At 67.1% G+C, this 21,785-nt stretch carries 17 protein-coding genes and 2 pseudogenes; 16 read left to right on the top strand and 3 right to left on the bottom strand.

What is annotated here, in order from left to right; all coding sequences use genetic code 11:
* Positions 1-61: 61 nt before the first annotated feature.
* The 9 genes and pseudogenes from ACTXG5_RS02500 to ACTXG5_RS02460 form a co-directional block, all read left to right on the top strand.
* A complete protein-coding gene (locus ACTXG5_RS02500; protein ID WP_445162191.1) occupies positions 62-1,369 on the top strand; it encodes an ROK family protein in 1,308 nt (435 codons plus the stop codon).
* A 58-nt stretch (positions 1,370-1,427) separates the two neighbouring features.
* A complete protein-coding gene (gene mshA / locus ACTXG5_RS02495; protein ID WP_445162190.1) occupies positions 1,428-2,762 on the top strand; it encodes a D-inositol-3-phosphate glycosyltransferase in 1,335 nt (444 codons plus the stop codon).
* Positions 2,759-3,271: a YbjN domain-containing protein gene (locus ACTXG5_RS02490; protein WP_445162189.1), complete on the top strand. Its 513-nt coding sequence runs from the start codon at positions 2,759-2,761 to the stop codon at positions 3,269-3,271. The genes mshA and ACTXG5_RS02490 overlap by 4 nt, the downstream gene beginning before the upstream one ends.
* A gap of 21 nt (positions 3,272-3,292) precedes the next feature.
* The gene (locus ACTXG5_RS02485; protein WP_445162188.1) at positions 3,293-4,042 is read left to right on the top strand and encodes a phosphoglyceromutase; all 750 of its coding nucleotides are present in this window, start codon (positions 3,293-3,295) and stop codon (positions 4,040-4,042) included.
* A 161-nt stretch (positions 4,043-4,203) separates the two neighbouring features.
* Positions 4,204-5,433 (top strand): sensor histidine kinase, encoded by a 1,230-nt coding sequence (locus ACTXG5_RS02480; RefSeq protein ID WP_445162187.1) that lies wholly within the window; start codon positions 4,204-4,206, stop codon positions 5,431-5,433.
* Entirely contained in the window at positions 5,430-6,113 is a 684-nt protein-coding gene (regX, locus tag ACTXG5_RS02475; RefSeq protein WP_445162186.1) for a two-component sensory transduction protein RegX, read from the top strand. Before ACTXG5_RS02480 ends, regX begins: the two co-directional genes overlap by 4 nt.
* Positions 6,114-6,514: 401 nt before the next feature.
* Positions 6,515-12,499 carry a PPE family protein gene (locus ACTXG5_RS02470; RefSeq protein ID WP_445164630.1) on the top strand — a complete coding sequence of 1,995 codons (5,985 nt, stop codon included), beginning with the start codon at positions 6,515-6,517 and terminating at the stop codon, positions 12,497-12,499.
* Between the two features lie 162 nt (positions 12,500-12,661).
* Entirely contained in the window at positions 12,662-12,958 is a 297-nt protein-coding gene (locus ACTXG5_RS02465; protein ID WP_445162185.1) for a PPE family protein, SVP subgroup, read from the top strand.
* Between the two features lie 81 nt (positions 12,959-13,039).
* Positions 13,040-13,132, top strand: a pseudogene (locus ACTXG5_RS02460) (hypothetical protein); the annotation flags it as partial.
* An 8-nt stretch (positions 13,133-13,140) separates the two neighbouring features.
* Here the strand turns inward: ACTXG5_RS02460 and ACTXG5_RS02455 are convergent.
* Entirely contained in the window at positions 13,141-13,644 is a 504-nt protein-coding gene (locus ACTXG5_RS02455) for a DUF6941 family protein (protein WP_445162184.1), read from the bottom strand.
* A 208-nt stretch (positions 13,645-13,852) separates the two neighbouring features.
* Between ACTXG5_RS02455 and ACTXG5_RS02450 the strand changes: the two are divergent.
* From ACTXG5_RS02450 to ACTXG5_RS02440, 3 genes and pseudogenes are all read left to right on the top strand, one after another.
* Positions 13,853-14,073: pseudogene (locus ACTXG5_RS02450) on the top strand (winged helix-turn-helix domain-containing protein); the annotation flags it as partial.
* 396 nt (positions 14,074-14,469) lie between these two features.
* A complete protein-coding gene (locus tag ACTXG5_RS02445; protein ID WP_445162183.1) occupies positions 14,470-15,636 on the top strand; it encodes a PPE family protein in 1,167 nt (388 codons plus the stop codon).
* Between the two features lie 7 nt (positions 15,637-15,643).
* Positions 15,644-15,946 carry a PE/PPE C-terminal domain-containing protein gene (locus tag ACTXG5_RS02440; RefSeq protein WP_445162182.1) on the top strand — a complete coding sequence of 101 codons (303 nt, stop codon included), beginning with the start codon at positions 15,644-15,646 and terminating at the stop codon, positions 15,944-15,946.
* A gap of 113 nt (positions 15,947-16,059) precedes the next feature.
* On the opposite strand, the gene ACTXG5_RS02435 is transcribed toward ACTXG5_RS02440, so the two are convergent.
* Together ACTXG5_RS02435 and ACTXG5_RS02430 are read right to left on the bottom strand one after the other, a co-directional pair.
* Complete coding sequence (locus tag ACTXG5_RS02435) at positions 16,060-17,001, bottom strand: hypothetical protein (RefSeq protein ID WP_445162181.1); 942 nt, start codon at positions 16,999-17,001, stop codon at positions 16,060-16,062.
* A 27-nt stretch (positions 17,002-17,028) separates the two neighbouring features.
* Positions 17,029-17,814 carry a hypothetical protein gene (locus tag ACTXG5_RS02430; RefSeq protein ID WP_445162180.1) on the bottom strand — a complete coding sequence of 262 codons (786 nt, stop codon included), beginning with the start codon at positions 17,812-17,814 and terminating at the stop codon, positions 17,029-17,031.
* A gap of 174 nt (positions 17,815-17,988) precedes the next feature.
* Here ACTXG5_RS02430 and ACTXG5_RS02425 point away from each other — a divergent pair, with 174 nt between their 5' ends.
* The 4 genes from ACTXG5_RS02425 to ACTXG5_RS02410 are packed head-to-tail and all read left to right on the top strand — an operon-like array spanning position 17,989 to position 21,766.
* Positions 17,989-19,005, top strand: a complete 1,017-nt coding sequence (locus ACTXG5_RS02425) for a Ppx/GppA family phosphatase (RefSeq protein WP_313861364.1) — start codon at positions 17,989-17,991, stop codon at positions 19,003-19,005.
* Positions 19,002-20,051: a hypothetical protein gene (locus tag ACTXG5_RS02420; RefSeq protein ID WP_445162179.1), complete on the top strand. Its 1,050-nt coding sequence runs from the start codon at positions 19,002-19,004 to the stop codon at positions 20,049-20,051. The genes ACTXG5_RS02425 and ACTXG5_RS02420 overlap by 4 nt, the downstream gene beginning before the upstream one ends.
* A 16-nt stretch (positions 20,052-20,067) precedes the next feature.
* A complete protein-coding gene (locus ACTXG5_RS02415; protein ID WP_445162178.1) occupies positions 20,068-20,910 on the top strand; it encodes a sugar phosphate isomerase/epimerase family protein in 843 nt (280 codons plus the stop codon).
* Between the two features lie 25 nt (positions 20,911-20,935).
* The gene (locus ACTXG5_RS02410; RefSeq protein ID WP_445162177.1) at positions 20,936-21,766 is read left to right on the top strand and encodes a thioesterase family protein; all 831 of its coding nucleotides are present in this window, start codon (positions 20,936-20,938) and stop codon (positions 21,764-21,766) included.
* Positions 21,767-21,785 lie beyond the last annotated feature (19 nt).

Raw genomic sequence — 21,785 nt, 5'->3', positions numbered from 1 at the left:
CGCCTGACCCAAAACAGGTTGTGGCCAAGACCGGCCATCAGAACTCGGACAAAGGACGCTCGTGCGCTCGACTTCTCTCACCCACACCCTTCATTCCCCCAGCCGCAAGGGTCACCTTCGGCTGCACCGCCAGATTCTGCCGCCGTCGCTGCATATCTCGGACTCCGCCGCGGCCTCGGTGTTCCGGGCGGTCCGGTTGCGCGGCCCGGTCGGCCGCGACGTCATCGCCGGCGTCACATCGCTGAGCATCGCGACGGTGAACCGCCAGGTCATCGCGCTGCTTGACGCAGGCTTGCTGCGGGAACGCGCCGACCTGGCCGTCTCCGGGGCCATCGGGCGCCCACGCGTACCGGTGGAGATCAACCACGAGCCGTTCGTGACGCTGGGCATCCATATCGGTGCGCGGACCACCAGCATCGTGGCCACCGACCTGTTCGGCCGCACGTTGGACACCGTGGAAACTCCGACGCCGCTGAGCCCCCCGGCAGCCGCGCTGACATCGCTGGCCGAGAGCGCCTCCCGGTACTTGAGGCGCTGGCATCGCCGGCGGCCGCTCTGGGTCGGGGTGGCAATCGGTGGCACCGTCGATGGCGCCACCGGCCACGTCGACCACCCGCGGTTGGGCTGGCGGCAAGCGCCGGTCGGACCGGTGCTGGCCGACGCGCTGAGCCTGCCGGTTTCGGTGGCCTCCCACGTCGACGCCATGGCCGGAGCCGAGTTGCTGCTGGGTTTGCGGCGGTTCGCGCCGAGCTCGCCGACAAGCCTCTACGTCTATGCCCGCGAGACTGTGGGTTACGCGCTGGTGATCGGCGGGCGGGTGCACTGCCCGTCCAGCGGTCCCGGCACCATCGCGGGTTTGCCGGCGTTCTCGGAGCTGCTCGGCGGCACCGGGCAGCTGGAGTCCACGGTCAGCGACGAGGCCGTGCTGGCGGCGGCGCGCCGGCTGCGAATACTGCCGGCGGCTCCCGCCGGCCGTAGCAACGGCTCCGCCACCGCGATCACCGATCTGCTGCGGGTGGCCCGGGCCGGGAACCAGCAGGCAAAGGATCTGCTCTCGGAACGGGCCCGGGTGCTCGGTGAGGCGGTCGCCTTGCTGCGTGACCTGCTCAATCCCGACGAGCTGGTGGTCGGTGGCCAGGCCTTCACCGAATATCCGGAGGCGATGGAGCAGGTGGAGGAGGCGTTCGCCGAGCGCTCGGTGCTGACCCCGCGGGATATCCGCGTCACCGCCTTCGGCAACCGGGTGCAGGAGGCCGGAGCGGGAATTGTGTCGCTGGGCGGGCTGTACGCCGACCCGCTGGGAGCAATGCGCCGCGCCGGTGTGATCGGCTCCCGGATCCCGGAGATCATCCCCGAGTCGTCCGCCTGACGCGAACAAGCCGCCGCGGCCTGGGCTGGCGCAAGGCCCGTCCTGTAAAGATGAAAGTGTGCGGCACGACGACGTCCTCCAACTGAATGATCCGCGCCGGGTCGCGCTATTGGCAGTGCACACCTCACCCCTGGCCCAACCGGGTACCGGCGACGCCGGCGGGATGAACGTGTACGTGCTGCAAAGTGCGTTGCATCTGGCCCGGCGGGGTATCGAGGTGGAGATCTTCACCCGGGCCACCGCGTCGGCCGATCCGCCGGTCGTCGAGGTCGAGCCCGGTGTGCTGGTGCGCAACGTGGTGGCGGGTCCGTTCGAGGGCCTGGACAAATACGACCTGCCCACCCAGCTGTGCGCGTTCGCGGCCGGGGTGTTGCGCGCCGAAGCGTCGCACGAACCCGGCTACTACGACATCGTGCACTCGCACTACTGGCTGTCCGGACAGGTCGGCTGGCTGGCCCGCGACCGCTGGGCGGTGCCGCTGGTGCATACCGCGCACACGCTTGCCGCGGTCAAGAACGCGGCACTGGCCGCAGGCGACGCGCCCGAGCCGCCACTGCGCACCGTGGGGGAGCAGCAGGTCGTCGACGAAGCGGATCGGCTGATCGTCAACACCGATGACGAAGCAAGGCAATTGATTTCGATCCATCACGCCGATCCCGGGCGTATCGACGTGGTTCATCCCGGCGTCGATCTGGACGTGTTCCATCCGGGTGATCGCCGGGCGGCGCGGGCCGCGCTGGGCCTCCCGCTCGACGAACAGATCGTGGCGTTCGTTGGTCGAATCCAGCCGCTGAAGGCACCCGACATCGTGTTGCGGGCAGCGGCGAAACTGCCGGGGGTACGCATTGTGGTCGCCGGCGGGCCGTCGGGCAGCGGTTTGGCTACCCCCGACGGTCTGGTCCGTCTCGCCGATGAACTCGGGATCACGGCGCGGGTGACCTTCCTGCCGCCGCAGTCGCGGGAGAATCTGGCCACGTTGTTCCAGGCCGCGAATCTGGTTGCGGTGCCCAGCTATTCGGAGTCGTTCGGCTTGGTCGCCGTCGAGGCGCAGGCGTGCGGCACACCGGTGGTCGCGGCCGCGGTCGGCGGGTTGCCGGTGGCGGTGCGCGACGGTGTCACCGGCTCGTTGGTGACCGGGCATGACGTCGATGACTGGGCGCACGCGCTCGATGAGCTGCTGCGGCTGGACGGTGCGCCGCAAGGCACGGCGATGCGGCGCGCGGCGGCCGCGCACGCGGCAACGTTCTCCTGGCAGAACACCACCGACGCGCTGCTGGCCAGCTACCGGCACGCCATCGGCGACTTCACCGCCGCGCGGCAGCGCCGGGTCCGGGACCGGGTGGCGGCCCGCAAGCCGCGCCGCTGGACACCGCGTCGGGGGGTGGGCGCATGAGTTCCTCGGTGCAGCAGCTGATCGAGCATGCCTTGCAGGCCAGCGACCTGACCTATTCGGAACACGACGGCGTACATGGCGGGCTGCCGGGGCTGGTGGTGGAGTTGCCCGGTGAACGCAAGCTCAAGACCAACACCATCCTGAGCATCGGTGAGCACTCGGTGCGCGTCGAGGCGTTCGTGTGCCGCCAGCCCGACGAAAACCACGAAGGCGTCTACCGGTTCCTGCTCAAGCGCAACCGCCGGCTCTACGGAGTCTCCTACACGCTGGACAACGTCGGCGATATCTATCTGGTGGGCCGGATGTCGCTGGCATCGGTGGACGCCGAGGAAATCGACCGGGTGCTCGGACAGGTACTCGAAGCGGTGGATTCTGACTTTAATACGTTGCTGGAGTTGGGTTTTCGTTCGTCGATCCAGAAGGAGTGGGACTGGCGGGTATCGCGTGGCGAGTCGCTGAAGAACCTGGAGGCCTTCGCCCACCTGATCGACGACGACGATGACGAATGAGTGCGTGAGAGACTAACGCGCATGGGTGACACTGCCACGCTGGTGCTGCTTCGCCACGGCGAAAGCGAATGGAACTCGCTGAACCTGTTCACCGGATGGGTCGACGTCGGCCTCACCGAAAAGGGCCGGGCCGAAGCGGTTCGCAGCGGTGAGCTGCTGATCGAACACAACCTATTGCCCGACGTGCTCTACACCTCGTTGCTGCGACGCGCGATCAGCACCGCGCACCTGGCGTTGGACGCCGCTGATCGGCTGTGGCTCCCCGTACACCGCAGCTGGCGGCTCAACGAACGCCACTACGGTGCGCTTCAGGGTCTGGACAAGGCCGAAACCAAGGCCCGCTACGGCGACGACCAGTTCATGGCCTGGCGGCGCAGCTACGACACCCCGCCGCCGCCGATCGAGAAGGGCAGCGAGTTCAGCCAGGACACCGACCCGCGTTATGCCGATATCAGCGGCGGCCCGCTCACCGAATGCCTGGCCGATGTGGTGGTCCGTTTTCTGCCGTATTTCACCGACGTCATCGTCCCGGATTTGCGCTTCGGCAAGACGGTGCTGATCGTCGCGCACGGCAACTCGTTGCGCGCCCTGGTCAAGCACCTCGACCAGGTATCCGACGACGAGATCTCCGAGCTGAACATTCCGACCGGCATTCCGCTGCGCTACGACCTGGACGCCGACCTGCGCCCGGTGGTGCCGGGCGGTACCTACCTGGACCCGGAGGCGGCCGCCGCCGGTGCCGCGGCGGTAGCCAGCCAGGGTGCCCGGTAGGCTTCGGCCAGCGGCCGGCGACCGTCGCTCTTGTGCGGGAAAGGCCCGTTGGCCAAACTTCGCATGAACGACAGCCGAACACCTGTAGCGCAAGTTGTGACTTGTCCGAATTTGGCCTCGTTCCGCTAGGGCAGCGTTCACCAGATTTGTAGGATTTAGACGTGACTGTGTTCTCGGCACTGTTGCTGGCCGGGGTCTTGTCCGTGCTGGCGCTGGCCGTCGGAATAGCGGTCGGCGCTCGGTTGTCCGCGCGTGCCGTGCGACGCCGCCAGCGAGTGACCACCGAATCGACCGGGATCACCGTGGCGCAGATGCTGCAACGCATCGTCACCTTGATGCCACTGGGCGCCGCGGTGGTGGATTCACATCGCGACGTCGTCTACCTCAACGAGCGCGCCAGGGAATTGGGCCTGGTACGCGATCGGCAGCTCGATGACCAGGCCTGGCAAGCGGCGCAGCAGGCGCTCAGCGGTGACGACGCCGAGTTCGACCTACAGCCCGGCAAGCGCGGGGCCGCCGGCCGCTCCGGGATATCGGTGCACGGGCAGGCCCGACTGCTCAGTGAAGAGGACCGCCGGTTCGCGGTGGTGTTCGTCCACGACCAGTCCGACTATGCCCGCATGGAGGCCACCCGGCGTGACTTCGTGGCCAACGTCAGCCACGAGCTCAAGACCCCGGTCGGTGCCATGGCGCTGCTCGCCGAGGCCCTGCTGGCGTCGGCGGACGACTCCGAAACCGTGCGCCGGTTCGCCGAGAAGGTGCTGATCGAGGCCAACCGGCTGGGGGACATGGTCGCCGAGCTCATCGAGTTGTCCCGGCTGCAAGGCGCCGAGCGGTTGCCCAATGTCACCGACGTTGAGGTCGATAGCGTTGTGTCCGAGGCGATTGCGCGCCACAAGGTGGCCGCTGACAACGCCAAGATCGAGCTCCGGACCGACTCGCCCTCCGGCCTGCAGGTGCTCGGGGACCAAACGCTGCTGGTGACCGCATTGGCCAATCTGGTCTCCAATGCGATCGCCTATTCACCGCCGGGTTCACCGGTGTCGATCAGCCGTCGCCGTCGTGGCGACAACATCGAGATCGCGGTCACCGACCGCGGTATCGGGATTGCTCTGGAAGACCAGGAGCGGGTCTTCGAGCGGTTCTTCCGGGGGGACAAGGCGCGTTCGCGAGCCACCGGCGGCAGTGGGCTGGGGCTGGCGATCGTCAAACACGTTGCGGCCAACCACGACGGCAGCATCGGTGTGTGGAGCAAGCCGGGAACCGGTTCGACGTTTACGTTGTCCATCCCGGCTCATCAGGACAGCGATAGCGACGAAGAACCTGAGCAACCCCGGGCTCGCGAGGTGCGGCCCAACAGGTCCCAACGAGAGGAAGAATTAAGTCGATGACCAGTGTGCTGATCGTGGAAGACGAGGAGTCGCTTGCCGATCCGCTGGCCTTTCTCCTCCGCAAAGAGGGCTTCGAAGCCACGGTAGTGACCGATGGGCAAGCGGCGCTCAGCGAGTTTGATCGGGCCGGCGCGGACATCGTGCTCCTCGATCTGATGCTGCCGGGCATGTCCGGTACCGACGTGTGCAAGCAGCTGCGCGCTCGCTCCAGCGTGCCGGTGATCATGGTGACGGCGCGGGACAGCGAGATCGACAAGGTGGTCGGCTTGGAGCTCGGTGCCGATGACTATGTGACCAAACCCTATTCGGCACGTGAGTTAATCGCCCGTATCCGGGCGGTGCTTCGCCGCGGCGGCGACGACGACTCCGAAATCAGCGACGGCGTATTGGAGTCCGGTCCGGTACGGATGGACGTCGAGCGGCACGTCGTGTCGGTCAACGGTGATGCAATTACCTTGCCGCTCAAGGAATTCGACCTGCTCGAATACCTGATGCGCAACAGTGGACGCGTGCTCACCCGCGGGCAGCTGATCGATCGGGTCTGGGGCGCGGACTACGTGGGCGACACCAAGACACTGGACGTCCACGTCAAGCGCCTGCGATCCAAGATCGAAGGCGATCCCGCCAACCCGGTCCACCTGGTGACGGTTCGCGGGCTGGGCTACAAGCTCGAGGGCTAGCTAACTGAGTCGGTGAGAGCCCTGCTGGGGTCCTCTGCCGATTCGACAATGGTCGCATGGCGCACGGATAACCGAATTTTGTGCATCATCTGATCGGTTGGCATGTACCTGTCGCGGTACTCACCTGGCCGGACCGAGCTGGCGCGCCGACGAGGCCAGGGCCAGGGCGAATACCGGCGGTAATGTTCGCAGCGGATTATCAAACTAATAGCTTGTTAGCGGTGGCTTTTGTTAGTACTGTAGGCCGCTATTACATGGCTATGAGTCGCCCCTGGGGCACCTGACAGCTGTTGCGCAACCGTCAGTCGCTTCACGGGACGGCGTCTGGCTGACGGTGTCCCGGCAACGGAGTGAGTGGAGGCGTTCTCCCGCCATGTTGACGAGTCATGACCCTGCTGTAGGTGAAGGCCATGGACTTCGGGTCGCTAGCGCCAGAGGTTAACTCCGGGTTGATGTATACCGGCCCCGGGGTGGGGCCGATGCTGGCGGGTGCGGCGGGTTGGGACGCGCTGGCGGCCTCGCTGGAGTCCACCGCGAGTGGCTATTCCTCGGTGCTTACGGGGCTGAACGCCCTGTGGTTTGGCCCGACGTCGATGCTGATGGCGGCGGCCGCCGCACCCTATGTGGCGTGGCTGTCCGCGACCGGCGCTCAGGCCGCGCAGACCGGTGCCCAGGCCTATGTGGCGGCGGCGGCCTATGAGGCGGCGTTTGCGATGACGGTGCCCCCGCCGGTGATCGCGGCCAACCGGGCGCAGTTGATGGCGTTGATCGCGACCAATTTCTTGGGGCAGAACACCCCGGCGATTATGGCCACCGAAGCCCTGTACATGGAGATGTGGGCCCAAGACGCTGCCGCGATGTATGGCTACGCCGGTGCTTCGGCGGCCGCGAGCACCCTGTCCCCGTTTGGTGAGCCGCCGCGGACCACCAACCCGTCCGCGCAGGGTGACCAGGCCGGCGCGGTGGCCCAGTCCGTCGGCAACGCCACGAGCGCCCGCGTCCAATCCTTGACGCAGCTCAGCTCACCCGCCGCCACCCAACAGCTGGCCTCGACGGCGGAGACGCAGCAGCTGACCTCGCCGGCTGTCACCCAGCAGGCGGCAGCGCCCGCCGCCACCCAGCAGTTGGCCTCGACGGCGGAGACGCAGCAGCTGACCTCACCCGCGGCCGCCCAACAGCTGACCTCGCCGGCTGTCACCCAGCAGCTCAGCTCGACCGCCGGGACCCAGCAGCTCAGCTCGACGGCCGCGTCTCAGCAGGCTGCGCCTGCCGCAACCCAGCAGCTCAGCTCGACCGCCGCGTCTCAGCAGGCGGCGCCGGCCGCGACCCAGCAGCTGACCTCGCCGGCCGCGACGACCCAGCAGGCGGCTGCGCCGGCCGCGTCTCAGCAGGCTGCGCCGGCCGCGACCCAGCAGCTGACCTCGCCGGCCGCGACGACCCAGCAGGCGGCCGCACCCGCCGCGACCCAGCAGGCGGCCGCGCCCGCCGCGACCCAGCAGGCGGCCGCGCCCGCCGCGACCCAGCAGCTCAGCTCGACCGCCGCGACCCAGCAGGCGGCTGCGCCCGCCGCGACCCAGCAGCTCGGCTCGACCGCCGCCGCCGACCAGCTCAGCTCGATTGCCCATCCCACCGTCACCATCAACGGCGTCACCTACATCGATCCAACCCTCCCGAGCGTCATTACCCCCGGCCAAACCTTCACCATCCCAACGGGCTTCGCCTACGACCTCCCAGTTGGCGGAACCACAATCCAGGCCGGCGGCCACCTTGTCATCAACTCCGGCGGCCTGCTCACCGTCAACGACACCCTCACCATCAACGCCGGCGGGCTCGTCACCGACAGCGGCACCATCACCATCAACGCCGGCGAGATCGTCACCGTCAACGACACCCTCGACATCAGTGTCGGCGGGGTCCTGACCGACAGCGGCACCCTGACCGTCGGTTCCGGCGGGATCCTGACCGACAGCGGCACCCTGACCGTCAGTTCCGGCGGGATCCTGACCAACAGCGGCACCCTGACTGTCAGTTCCGGCGGGATCCTCACCGACACCGGCACCGTGGTCTTCGGCTCGAGTGCTCACGTGATGGACAGTGGCACCGTCACGGTGGGCACCGCCACCGCCAACAGCGGCACCCTGATCAACAGTGGCCTCTGGTCTGAGTCCGGCGCCATCACCGTCAATGGTGGTGGCACCCTGACCGACAACGGCGCGCTGCTCATCTCTTCGGGTGGCACGCTGACCGACGCCGGCACCGTGACCGTCAACGGCCAGCTGAATGTCGTGGACAGCAGCAGCACCCTGACCGTCAGCGCCGGTGGCACCCTGACCGACACCGGCAGCGTCTTTGTGGGTGGCAACATGACGGACAGTGGCACCGTCACGGTGGGCACCGCCACCGCCCACAGCGGGACCCTGACGGTGGGCTCCGGCGGCACCCTGACCGACAGCGGCTCGCTGACCGTCAACGCCGGTGGCACCCTGACCGATAGCGGCACCCTGACCCTGGGCTCCGGCGTGACGTTGACCGACAACGGCACCGTCAACATCAGCTCCAGCACCGGTGTGACCCTGACAGGCAGCACCATCGACGTGGGCTCCACCGGTCAGCTCAACATCGGCACCTTTGCCCCCAACAGCGGCTCGCTGACGGTCAACTCCGGTGGCCTGCTCACTGACAGCGGCACTGTCACCATCAACCCGGGTGGCACCCTGACCGACGCCGGCACGGTCACGGTCAATTCTGGCGGTGTCCTGACCGACAGCGGCTCGCTGACTGTCAACGCGGGTGGCACCCTGACCGACAGCGGCTCGCTGACGGTCAGCTCCGGTGGCGTCCTGGCCGACAGCGGCACGGTCACGGTCAATTCTGGTGGTGTCCTGACCGATAGCGGCACCCTGACCCTGGGCTCCGGGGTGACGTTGACCGACAACGGCACCGTCAATATCAGCTCCAGCACCGGTGTGACCCTGACGGGCAGCACCATCAACGTGGGTTCCACCGGTCAGCTCAACATCGGCACCGCTGGCGCCAACAGCGGCTCGCTGACGGTCAGCACTGGGGGCGTCCTGACCGACAGCGGCACCGTCACCATCAACACCGGTGGCACCCTGACCGACGCCGGCGCCGTCACTGTCAACTCTGGTGGTGTCCTGACCGACAGCGGCTCGCTGACTGTCAGCACCGGTGGCGTCCTGACCGACGCCGGCACGGTCACCATCAACACCGGTGTCACCCTGACCGATAGCGGCACGGTCACGGTCAGCTCGGGTGGCACCCTGACCGACAGCGGCTCGCTGACCGTCAGCACCGGTGGCGTACTGACCGACAGCGGCACGGTCACCATCAACACCGGCGGCACCCTGACCGATAGCGGCACGGTCACGGTCAGCTCGGGTGGCACCCTGACCGACAGCGGCACCCTGACCGTCAACTCCAGTGGCACGCTCACCGTGAGCACCACGACTACCGGTGACACCGGCAGCCTCACGGTGACCGGCGGCGGCACTTTGTCCGACGCTGGCCACTTAGCCGTCAACAGTGGCGGCACGCTCACCGTGAGCCAGGGTGGCACCGACACGGGCAGCCTCACCGTGAGCAACATTCTGAACGACGCGGGCACGATCACCGTCAACGCCGGCGGCACCCTCACCGATAACGGCAGCTTTTTCGTCAACGCCGGCGGCACCCTCAACGTCGGCGGCACCCTCACCGACCCCGGCACCCTCAACGTCAACTATGTCCTGTCGGACTTCGGCGCGGTGAACGTGGAAAGCGGCGGGGTTGTCAACGACGCCAACACATTCTCGGTCGGTCTCAATGGCACCCTGACCATCGACCCTGGCGGCACCTTCACCGTCGACAACGCTGGCTTCCTTCTCAGCAGCCAGGGCACGATCACCGACTCCGGCACGCTGGTTGTCGACAATGGCGGCACCGTGATCTTTAACGGCAGCTTTAACGTCAACAACAGCGGCACCCTGGCCATCAGCTCCGGCGGTGTGTTCACCGACAACGGCACCATGTTGGTGAGCTCTGGCGGCACGGTGACCGACTCCGGCGCGATCACGGTCTTGCACGGCGGCACGCTCACCGTCAGCACCACCACTACGGGTGATACCGGCACCCTGACCGTTGGTGGCACCCTGACCGACAGCGGCACCGTCACCATCAACTCGGGCGGCGTCCTGACTGACAGCGGCACCGTCATCATCGACACCGGCGGCATCCTGACCGATAGCGGCACCGTCACCGTCAACTCCGGCGGCGTCGTGAGCGACTTGGGCACCCTCAACGTCAGCTCCAGCGGCGCGCTGACCGTCAACTCCGGCGGCACCCTGACCGACGCCGGCACGGTCACGGTCAGCTCGGGCGGCACCCTGACCGACAGCGGCTCCGTGACCATCAGCACCGGTCATACCTTGACCGATAGCGGCATTCTGACCGTCAGCTCGGGTGGCACCCTGACCGACGCCGGCACGGTCACGGTCAGCTCGGGTGGCACCCTGACCGACGCCGGCACGGTCACGGTCAGCTCGGGTGGCACCCTGACCGACGCCGGCACGGTCACGGTCAGCTCGGGTGGCGTCCTGACCGACGCCGGCACGGTCACGGTCAGCTCGGGTGGCGTCCTGACCGATAGCGGCACCGTCACGGTCAGCACCGGCGGCACCCTGACCGACGCCGGCACTGTCACGGTCAGCTCGGGTGGCACCCTGACCGATAGCGGCACGGTCACGGTCAGCTCGGGTGGCCTCCTGACCGATAGCGGCACCGTCACCATCAACACCGGCGGCACCCTGACCGACGCCGGCACTGTCACGGTCAGCTCGGGTGGCACCCTGACCGATAGCGGCACCGTCACGGTCAGCACCGGCGGCACCCTGACCGACGCCGGCACGGTCACCATCGACACCGGTGGCACCCTGACCGACGCCGGCACGGTCACGGTCAATTCTGGTGGTGTCCTGACCGACAGCGGCTCGCTGACTGTCAGCACCGGGGGCGTCCTGACCGACGCCGGCACGGTCACCATCAGCACCGGCGGCACCCTGACCGACGCCGGCACGGTCACCATCAACACCGGTGGCACCCTGACCGACGCCGGCACGGTCACGGTCAATTCTGGTGGTGTCCTGACCGATAGCGGCACCCTGACCCTGGGCTCCGGCGTGACGTTGACCGACAACGGCACCGTCAATATCAGCTCCAGCACCGGTGTGACCCTGACGGGCAGCACCATCAACGTGGGTTCCACCGGTCAGCTCAACATCGGCACCGCTGGCGCGAACAGCGGCTCGCTGACGGTCAGCACCGGGGGCGTCCTGACCGACAGCGGCACCGTCACTATCAACTCGGGTGGCACCCTGACCGACGCCGGCACCGTCACTGTCAACTCTGGTGGTGTCCTGACCGATAGCGGCACCCTGACCCTGGGCTCCGGGGTGACGTTGACCGACAACGGCACCGTCAATATCAGCTCCAGCACCGGCGTCACCCTGACGGGCAGCACCATCGACGTCGGCTCCACCGGTCAGCTCAACATCGGCACCGCCGGTGCCGACAGCGGCTCGTTGACGGTCAGCACTGGGGGCACCCTGACCGACAGCGGCACCGTCACCGTCAACACCGGCGGCACCCTGAGCGTGGACTCCGGCGGCGCGGTCAGCGTCGACTCCGGGGGCCTGCTCACCGATGGCGGCACCGTGGCCGTCAATGCTGGCGGCACCGTGACTGACAGCGGCACCGTGACCGTCAACGTTGGCGGCAGCTTGACTGACGGCGGCACCCTGACCGTCAACGTCGGCGGCAGCCTGACCGACGGTGGCAGCCTGACCGTCAGCGTCGACGGCGCGCTGACCGACAGCGGCACCCTCACCATCGGCCCCGGTGGCGTGCTCACCGACAGTGGCATCGTCACCGTCAGCTCCGGGGGCACCGTCACCATTAATACCGGCGGCACTCTCCTCGTCGACACCGGCAGCACTCTGATGGTGGATGCCGGCGGTACCGTCCCCATCAATACCGGCGGCGCCCTGACCGTGGGCCCCGGCGAGCTCGTGACCGTGGGCCCCGGCGGGAGCTATACCTCCGCGGGCATCATCGGGCCGGTCACCATCGCCCCGGGTACGGCGCCGGTTCCGGTGCCCGGTGGGCTTGGCGAGGCGTTGGGTGCGTCGAGCCTGGCGGGAAACTCGGGTCTTTCGGGACTTTCGGGAATTCAGGGAGACTCGGGAACGGAGGACAACCGGGGAATTCCTGAGCTAGATGTCGACGACTCATTGGATCGCGCTTTCGCTCAATTAGATTACGCCATATCGGATGTCGAGAACGATCTGCAGAACGTTCCCACTCTGCCCGTCAATCTACTTGTGCTCGAATGAGGATCTGAATTGTAGATGGGCTGTTGGTTTTCGGTCATCCGGTGCTAACTAGCGCCCGCCGGGCGGGGTGGGGACATCGTGGCAAGTACTGGGACAGAGGGTAATTCGCACCGCCAGTCGCTGGGGCCGCGGCGGACCTCATCTGGCGTTCCGTCTGCGGGCGTGGGCAACGCGGCCTCGCTCGGGTCGTTGTCGGTGCCGCCGGGCTGGGCGATGGCCGCCTCGCCGGTCGAACCGGTCTCTTCTTCTGAATCTGCTAGCAGCGATGCCCCGGCCGACGTCGTAGGTAGGCCACCGGGCCACGCGTTTCAGGCGGCGCTGATGGCAACGATGACTGGGAGCGGCACCCCTTTGGATGCGACCGACCGCAACAAGGCCGACACAGACGACAGCGGCGAAGCGAATAACGACGAGAATCCAACACCGGGAGCCGCGCGAAAACACCCAGAGGGCGACTGAGCGGCCCGCCGCTGCGTGGTATCGGCCAGTGGCTGCTTGGCGGATCCCGCCTCGACAACTCCGGCCGGCGCAGCGGCGCCCGACGACTATGTGACCCGGCCCTATTCGGCGCGTGACGCAATCACGTTGCCGCTCAAGGAATTCGACCTACTGGGATACCTGATGCCCAACAGCTATGACGGCTAGCTGCTGAATCCCGTTGGCCAATTTCCCTTAGTGGTCACACCGGTTCCCGTAGCCGTCACACCGGGCTGCCCAATCAGCCGGTAGTGCAGACGGCGCAGGACGGCCTCGTCGATGCCAATGGTGAAGACGTATGACCCTAGTTTCTCTAACGGAAGTACGGGAACGTTGACGGCAAAAACAACTGACTGGGTCTCGCCATCCTCAAGGTGGCGCGGCCGGCCGACGGTGAATTGAAATTGGGCGCGGAACGGCTCGCGTTCGTCTGGGCCCCTGTGGAACTCGACCGGGTGCCCGTCCGCGTCCTCCAATTCGACGGTGACTGTGTGCTCCTCGTTGGTCGCCGTCCACGGGACCTCAACGATGATGCCGAGGCTGAATGCGATATTAAAGGGTCCTGAGCGTCCGGCAGGGATGATAGCCCGATCGATGCCGGCCCCCAGGACGTACAACAAGTTGTTTTGCGCCTCGGCGTGGTTACACAGAAATGCGGTTAACTCCATGAGCTATTTCCCAATACGACGATTGCTGGCATGGCCGACATACCATATCCGATTCGGCGGTATGACCGCCATACCGTGAGTCATGAAATCGGCGGCCGATGCCCAGTCGTCGAGATCGACGACGGGTGGGCGTGGCAGAACCTCTTCAAGTGTTCACGGTGGTCGGCTTGGAAATTTTGCGCGGACGACGATGTGGCCACGCCGTATTCGGCACGTCGTGTCGGTCAACGATGACGTAATTACCTTGCCGCTCAAGCAATTCGACCTACTCGAATACCTGATGCGTAACAGTGGACGCGTGCTCACCCGCGGGCAGCTGATCGATTGGGCCTGGGGCGCGGACTACGTCGGCGAACACCCCAGGCACTGGACGTCCACGTCAACCGCCTGCGGGGCCACGCTACAAGCTCGAGGGCTAGTTCGCTGTAGCTGAACTCAGGGAGCCGATTGTGTTCAGAGGGAGGGAATTCCGGCGCTCTGCCCCTCGGAGCACACGCTCAACGCCAAGGATGCACACCCGACGCCGGGCAAGGAGCCCCGACTCTTGCCGCCTTTCGCCAGGCGCCTTTGCTGGCGCGGCTTCGGCTGTTTGCTGACGCACACGCTTAGCAAACGCCCCGCCGAGCCGCAAAGCCGTTGTGGCCCTGTGTCTTTAGTTGAAACCGCTGAGCTCGGTCAATGTGACCCTCGTCACATTTAATGCTAGTGACTTTGCCGTGCGGCTGCGGTTCTATGTGAGTGTTATTTGACGCGTGTGTCAGTTACGGATGCGGGGCCTATCCGGCCGGCGATCGCACGTCAACTGCGGGGAAAGGGCTGTGGGACATGGACTTTGCTTTGCTGCCGCCGGAGGTCAACTCGGGGTTGATGTACACCGGTCCCGGGGCCGGGCCGATGCTGGCCGCCGCTGCGGGCTGGGATGCGGTGGCCGCCGAACTCGAGTCCACCGCGAGCGGCTACTCCTCTGAAGTCTCCGGACTGACCGGCCAGGCGTGGATTGGCCCGTCATCGGTGATGATGACGGCCGCGGCCGCACCGTTTACGGCGTGGCTGCAGCTCAGTGCGGTCCAAGCCGCCCAGGCCGCCGCCCAGGCCTACACCGCCGCCGCGGCCTACCAGGCGACGTTCGCGATGACGGTGCCCCCGCCGCTGGTCGCGGCCAACCGGGCGCAGTTGATGGCGCTGATCGCCACCAATTTCCTGGGGCAGAACACACCGGCGATCGCGGCCACCGAGGCCCAGTACACGGAGATGTGGGTCCAAGACGCCATCGCAATGTACGGCTACGCAGCCGATTCCATGCCGGCGAGCACGCTGCAACCCTTTGACGAACCGCCCCGGACCACCAACCAGTCAGGGCAGGCTGATCAGGCCCGCGCGGTCGCCCAGGCCACGGGCAATACCACCAGCGCCCGTACCCAATCCGTCCTTCAGATGGCCTCGACCGCCGCCAATAGCAGTCCCGTCGGGCCGGGCGGCACAATTTCGGTCGGACCGGGCAGCACCGTCACCGTCGACGCCGGCGTTACCGTCACCATCGGCAGCGGCGGCATCGTCACTGTCGTCGACACCCCGACCAAGATCACCGCCGTCACCACCACCATCGTTATCCAAAACGGCTTCACCTTCACCTTCAACGCCGGTTCGAGCTTTATATTGAATTCCGGCACCGCCACGATCGAGAGCGGTACCTTCACCGTCGCGAGCGGCTCGGTCACCGTTGCCGACAGCACCATCACCGCCGGCTCCGGCGTCACCGTCACCGGTGCCGGCGGCGTCGTCACGGCCATCAACACCGGGGCCGTCACTACCGGCATCTTCGTTCCGGTGGTTCCCGCGGCCACGCCGACGGCGTCCGGGTTGGGGCTTCTTACTCCGCTGGCGAGCACGCCGGGCCTGGCGGGCACGGCAGGAATCCAGCCCCAGCTGAATGCCGAGGCGCTCTCGGAGTTCGTGTCGGCGGCAGCCACAGCCTCGGCCGCGCTAGGGTGACCAGATCGTGGAAAAAGGTGGCGCACAGGACCATAAGAAATCCGAGTCGTTGCAGCGCTTCCTCGAAATTGACGTCGAAGCACCTGGCTTTGGCAAGGCGGGCTCGCTCGGTTCGTTGTCGGTGCCCCCAAGCTGGACGGCGGCCGGCTCTGAGGCCGAACGCACCCCGCTTTTGCCACCGGCTGGCACCGTCGACGGCGCGGTAAGCAGGCCGCGGTGGCGCAAGTTCCACGATGGCCTGATGGGAATGGTGACTGGGCGCCGCGGAAGTGCCGACGCGGACGATGAGGAGCCAACGGCCGGAAATTGAGCGTGCGTCCTGGGCGCCGATTGTGCATTGAGGGCGGGAATTTCGGCTTTATCCCGCCCCTGACGCACACTCGCCGCCCTGACGCACCGCCAGCGCCCCTGACGCACACTCGCCTAACGCAAACCGACCTCGGCATGCCCGGTACCGAGTACTGACCAGCTGTGGTCGACGACCCGGGTGCGATGCTCGCGATGGCTGATCTCGATGTGAATGTCGGCCTGCTCGGTGTTGGTGCACACCGCGGTGGCCCCGTCGGGATCGGTGTATCGCAGACTCACGCACCTTTCTGGGGGCTGATCGACCCCGATGAACACGTCGCGCTCCCCGATGCGTCCCGTCAATTGCCAGTGCGGCAGACCAAGCGTTGTGCGCATTCGGAGCGACGGCAAAGGGCTTGCAGGCCAATCCTTTCCGCCGATACGGAAGCGAATGAACGCCATCGGCGCAAGCCTGCGCAGTCCCGGCTTGTGCGACACCGCGGTGACCACCTCCAGGACGTCGCCGTCGCCGAGGTCGGCATGGATCCACCCCCAGCGCTTGGCGTTGCCATGCCCGTAGATGTGGGCGACGGCGCCGCGCCAGGCCTCGACGCGATGACCGGTGTCGTCGACCGTCAGCGACCCGGTGAAGTCAGCGGTCGGCGCGACCACCACCTGCGCGCCGGGGAGCAGCTCGCGTTCCCACGCCACGCGGGGAAAGGTCCACAGCGGCGCGCCGGTGTCCGTCCAGGACAGATCCCAGGCGAGCGCCCCGGCCCGCCCGGTCAGCCCTTCGGGCCCCACCCGTACGCCCCCGGTGTCGAACCAGGCCGCACCCACCGCGGGATGGATGGGCTCGGGGCCGAACCGTTCGGTGCGCGGTGGGCCGTCAGGCGGAAACCAGGTCACCCAGCCATGTGCGTAGGGGCTGGGGTCGTGAGTGGGCGCGACCGTCTCGCCGTGAATCCACAGGCCGGCACGAGTCAGCGGATCCGACAGGGTTGCGTACCAGACTTCCAGGCGCCCGGCGCCGCCCTTCCAGCGTGGGGCCGCCGCAGATCGTGCGTCGTTGTCCACTGGTGCACCTGGGGTTGGGCGGCCCGGCTACTCGGCGATGCGGGTGGCGGGGTGCACGGCGATGAGCCCTAATTGGCTGCGGCGCTTGCACATTGCCGCCAGTTCGGAGTAGGCCTTGGAGCCGAGTAGCTCGGTGAGTTCGTCGGCCAGGCTCTCCCACACCGGCTTGGCGCCGACATGGGCGGCCGGATCGCCGGTGCAATACCAATGCAAGTCGGCACCACCGGAGCCCCAGCCGCGGCGATCGAATTCGGTGATCCAGGTCTTGAGGATTTCGGTGCCGTCGGGCCGGGTCACCCACTCCTGGCTGCGCCGGATCGGCAGCTGCCAGCAGACCTCGGGTTTCATCGTCAGCGGCGGGACGCCCAGTTTGAGGGCTTTGCTGTGCAGGGCGCAGCCAACACCGCCGGCAAAGCCGGGCCGGTTCAAGAAGATGCACGCCTGCTTGTATTTGCGGGTGCGGTACTGGGGTTGGCCTTCGTGCTCGTCGAGTTCGAGGTAACCCTTGCGGCCCAAACCTTTTTCGCGGAATTGCCAGTCGTCGTCGGTGAGTTGTTTGACCGCGTCGTCCAGGTGGGCGCGGTCGTCGTCGTCGGACAGGAATGCGCCGTGCGAGCAACACCCGTCGTCCGGGCGGCCCGCCACCGTACCGCGGCAGGCCGGCGTGCCGAACACACACGTCCAGCGGGAGAGCAGCCAAGTGAGGTCGGCCGCGATCAGGTGCTCCGGATTGTCCGGATCGAAGAATTCCACCCATTCACGGGCAAAATCCAATTCAACTTCCTGCCCGGGCTCGGGGTGCGAATTCGCCACGGATGCAACGTTAGACCAAAATTCGTGTTGTTTGACCCGCTGACACTCCCGCCCGCGCGGTCGTGGATGAGCGGATCCCGAATCGTCTAAAGATTGCTGTCCGCGACATCGCAATGTTGTGCTCCCCAGCGGGGCGCAACCCGAACCGCATGGTCGTCCCGCTAGGTTGTTTTCGTGCGATTAGGCGTGCTTGACGTGGGTAGCAATACGGTCCATCTGCTGGTGGTCGATGCCCATCGCGGCGGGCATCCGACGCCGATGAGTTCGACGAAGGCCACCTTGCGATTGGCCGAGGCCACCGACAACTCGGGCAAGATCACCAAGCGCGGCGCTGAAAAGCTGATCTCCACGATCGACGAGTTCGCCAAGATCGCGGTCAGCTCCGGTTGCGCGCAGCTGATGGCCTTTGCCACCTCCGCGGTCCGCGACGCCGAGAATTCCGACGACGTGCTGAGCCGGGTGCGCAAAGAGACCGGCGTCGAGCTGCAAGTCCTGACGGGGGTGGACGAGTCGCGGCTGACCTTCCTGGCGGTGCGCCGCTGGTACGGGTGGAGCGCCGGGCGAATCATCAACCTCGACATCGGCGGCGGCTCGCTGGAGCTGTCCAGCGGTGTCGACGAGGAACCCGAAGTGGCCATGTCGCTGCCGCTGGGCGCCGGGCGGTTGACCCGCGAGTGGCTACCCGACGATCCGCCGGGGCGGCGCCGGGTGGGGATGCTGCGCGATTGGCTGGACGCCGAGCTGTCCGACGCCGGTGTGGCCGTGCTCGAAGCCGGCGCCCCGGACCTCGCGGTGGCGACCTCGAAGACTTTCCGCTCGTTGGCGCGGCTCACCGGTGCGGCGCCGTCGGCCGCCGGACCACGGGTGAAGAGAACCCTGACCGCCAACGGGCTTAGGCAACTCATATCTTTCATCTCTAGGATGACCACCGCTGACAGGGCCGAATTGGAAGGAGTCAGTGCCGAGCGAGCGCCGCAGATCGTGGCGGGCGCTCTGGTGGCGGAGGCGAGTATGAGAGCGCTGTCGATAGAAACGGTAGATATCTGCCCGTGGGCGTTACGGGAAGGTCTCATCTTGCGCAAGCTCGACAGCGAAGCCGACGGAACCGCCCTCGTAGAGACTTCGGTGCGCAATGCTGGAGGTCACGGAGTTGATCGGAACACCAACCGATCGAGAGGCGACAAACCATGACCGGACCACATTCCGAGACCGAGAGCCCCGGCACTCGGCCCATCTCGGTGGCCGAACTGCTGGCCAGGAATGGAACCCTGGGCGCCCCGGCGGTCACCCGACGGCGCCGCCGCCGGCGCGGCGATAGCGACGCAGTCACCGTCGCCGAGCTGACCGGCGAAATTCCGATCATCCGCGACGACGCCGAGCACGGCGCGACAGAGCGTCAGGCCACCAGGTCGGTCCACGTTGCCGAACCCGAGCTGGAAGAGCACCCCGAACCGGTCTCGGAACCCGCCGCCGCCGAACCAGCCGACGAAGACCGGCCCACGACGGCGTACTGGTCTGAATCGGAGCCGCGTTGGCCCAAGTCGTCACCTCCGGCGCCCCACTTGGGGCCCGAGCGCAGCGCTTACCCGCGGCCCACGCGCCGGTCTGACGCAGGAGAAGCCGAGCAACCGGAGTCCGCCAGCCGGCCGCCGTCGCCGTCCGGTGCCGAGCACATGAGTCCGGATCCGCTGGAGCAATACGCCGACATCCCGGTGGACGTCATGGACTCCGACGTGCGCGAAGCCGAACTCGCGACCGAGGATTCCGCCTACGTGCGGTCCTACCTGCAATCTTCGGATTCGACTCTGTTCGGCGGTCAGACCCTCGCCGATGAGGTGGCTCGACGGCGCAGCGACGAGCGAGGTGGAGCCGACGCAAGCTCGCTGACTGCAGCACCTGAGCGGGACCACGCCCACGTTGAGGCCCCGCCTGCGGGCCAGCCCAGGGAGGCCCACGCGGCGCCCGGCAAACTCGAGGCGCTGTGGCGCGGCAGCTTGATCGTGCTGCAGTCGATCCTCGCCGTCGCATTCGGCGCCGGGCTGTTCATCGCGTTTGACCAGCTGTGGCGGTGGAACAGCCTGGTGGCGCTGGTGCTGTCGGTACTGGTCATCCTCGGCCTGGTGGCCGGGGTGCGGGTGGTCCGCAAAACCGAGGACATCGCGAGCACGCTGATCGCGGTGGCCGTCGGGGCGCTGATCACCTTGGGACCGCTGGCCCTATCCATGCAAACCGGCTAGGCGTCACCCACGAACAGTGCGCCCAGCAATCAAAGTCGGCCTGTCCACGGCCTCGGTCTATCCGTTGAGGGCCGAGGCCGCGTTCGAGTATGCGGCCAGGCTCGGCTACGACGGGGTCGAGCTGATGGTCTGGAGCGAGACGGTCAGCCAGGACGTCGAGGCCGTTAAGAAGCTGTCGCAGCGCTATCGCGTGCCGGTGCTCTCGGTGCACGCTCCCTGCTTGCTGATTTCGCAGCGGGTGTGGGGTTCCAACCCGGTTCCCAAACTGGAACGCAGCGTGCGGGCCGCCGAGGAACTCGGCGCGCAGACGGTCGTCGTGCATCCGCCGTTCCGCTGGCAACGGCGCTACGCCGAGGGATTCTCCGAACAGGTGACGGCCCTCGAGGCGTCCAGTGACGTGATGGTCGCCGTGGAGAACATGTTCCCGTTCCGGGCCGACCGGTTTTTCGGGTCCGACCAGTCGCGGGAACGGATGCGCAGGCGCGGCGGTGGCCCAGGACCGGCGATCTCGGCGTTCGCGCCGTCCTACGACCCACTGGACGGCAACCACGCGCACTACACGCTGGATCTGTCGCATACCTCGACCGCAGGCACCGACGCGCTGGACATGGCGCAGCAGATGGGCGCGGGGCTGGTGCATCTGCACCTGTGCGACGGCAGCGGCCTGCCCGCCGACGAGCACCTGGTGCCCGGGCGTGGCACCCAACCCACCGCCGAGGTGTGTCAGATGCTGGCCGCCAGCCACTTCGCCGGCCACGTCATCCTCGAGGTGTCCACGTCAACCGCACGCTCAGCCAACGAGCGCGAAGCCATGCTCGCCGAATCGTTGCAGTTTGCCCGCACGCATCTGATGCGCTGACCGTCCCGCTACCCCTCAGGAGACCATGACTGCGTTATTCACCACCGCAATGACCTTGCGGGAGGTCGATCCGGGTGTATTCGAGGGAGAGCTGAACAAGCACTGGACCATCGGGCCCAAGGTGCACGGCGGCGCGATGCTGGCGCTGTGTGCCAACGCCGCACGTACCGCATGCGGCGGGTCCTCGGCCGGCCTCGAACCGGTGGCGGTGTCGGCGAGCTATCTGTGGGCGCCCGATCCGGGGGAAGTGCAATTGGTGACGTCGATCCGCAAGCGCGGCCGTCGGATCAGCGTCGTCGACGTCGAACTCGTCCAGGGCGGTCGCACCGCCGTCCACGCCGTGGTCAACCTCGGCGAGCCGGAGCACTTTCCGCCGGGCGGCGACACTTCGCCGCTGCTGTCCGCGAACCCGGTCGTGGGTCTGATGGCGCCAGAACCGCCCGACGACATCGAACCGATCGGGCCTGGCCGCCCGCTGGCCGGCCTGGTGCATCTGGGCGAAGGGTGCGATGTCCGGCCACTGCTGTCGACGCTCGCCCCCAGCACCGACGGGCGACCCCCGGTGCTGCAGATGTGGGCACGGCCACGTGGTGTTGCTCCTGACGCGCTTTTTGCGCTGATGTGCGGGGATCTATCGGCACCGGTGACGTTCGCCGTGGAGCGCACCGGCTGGGCGCCCACGATTCAGCTCACCGCCTTCCTTCGGGCCCTGCCCGCCGACGGCTGGTTGCGCGTGATCTGCACTTGCTTGGAGATCGGGCACGACTGGTTCGATGAGGACCACATCGTCGTCGACAGCCTGGGCCGACTCGTCGTCCAGTCCCGTCAATTGGCGTTGGTGCCCGCGCCCCGGTAACCCGCGGACGCCGGGCTGT

It is taken from the genome of Mycobacterium sp. Dal123C01 (assembly GCF_052566995.1).
The sequence above is the reverse complement of the archived record's forward strand: the minus strand, read 5'-3'. Positions and strand labels throughout refer to the sequence as shown.

Coding starts and splice junctions, on each gene's coding strand:
- ACTXG5_RS02490 (WP_445162189.1), top strand. CDS start 2,759: ATGAGTTCCTCGGTGCAGCAGCTGATCGAGCATGCCTTGCAGGCCAGC.
- ACTXG5_RS02485 (WP_445162188.1), top strand. CDS start 3,293: ATGGGTGACACTGCCACGCTGGTGCTGCTTCGCCACGGCGAAAGCGAA.
- regX (WP_445162186.1), top strand. CDS start 5,430: ATGACCAGTGTGCTGATCGTGGAAGACGAGGAGTCGCTTGCCGATCCG.
- ACTXG5_RS02455 (WP_445162184.1), bottom strand. CDS start 13,644: ATGGAGTTAACCGCATTTCTGTGTAACCACGCCGAGGCGCAAAACAAC.
- ACTXG5_RS02445 (WP_445162183.1), top strand. CDS start 14,470: ATGGACTTTGCTTTGCTGCCGCCGGAGGTCAACTCGGGGTTGATGTAC.
- ACTXG5_RS02420 (WP_445162179.1), top strand. CDS start 19,002: ATGACCGGACCACATTCCGAGACCGAGAGCCCCGGCACTCGGCCCATC.
- ACTXG5_RS02410 (WP_445162177.1), top strand. CDS start 20,936: ATGACTGCGTTATTCACCACCGCAATGACCTTGCGGGAGGTCGATCCG.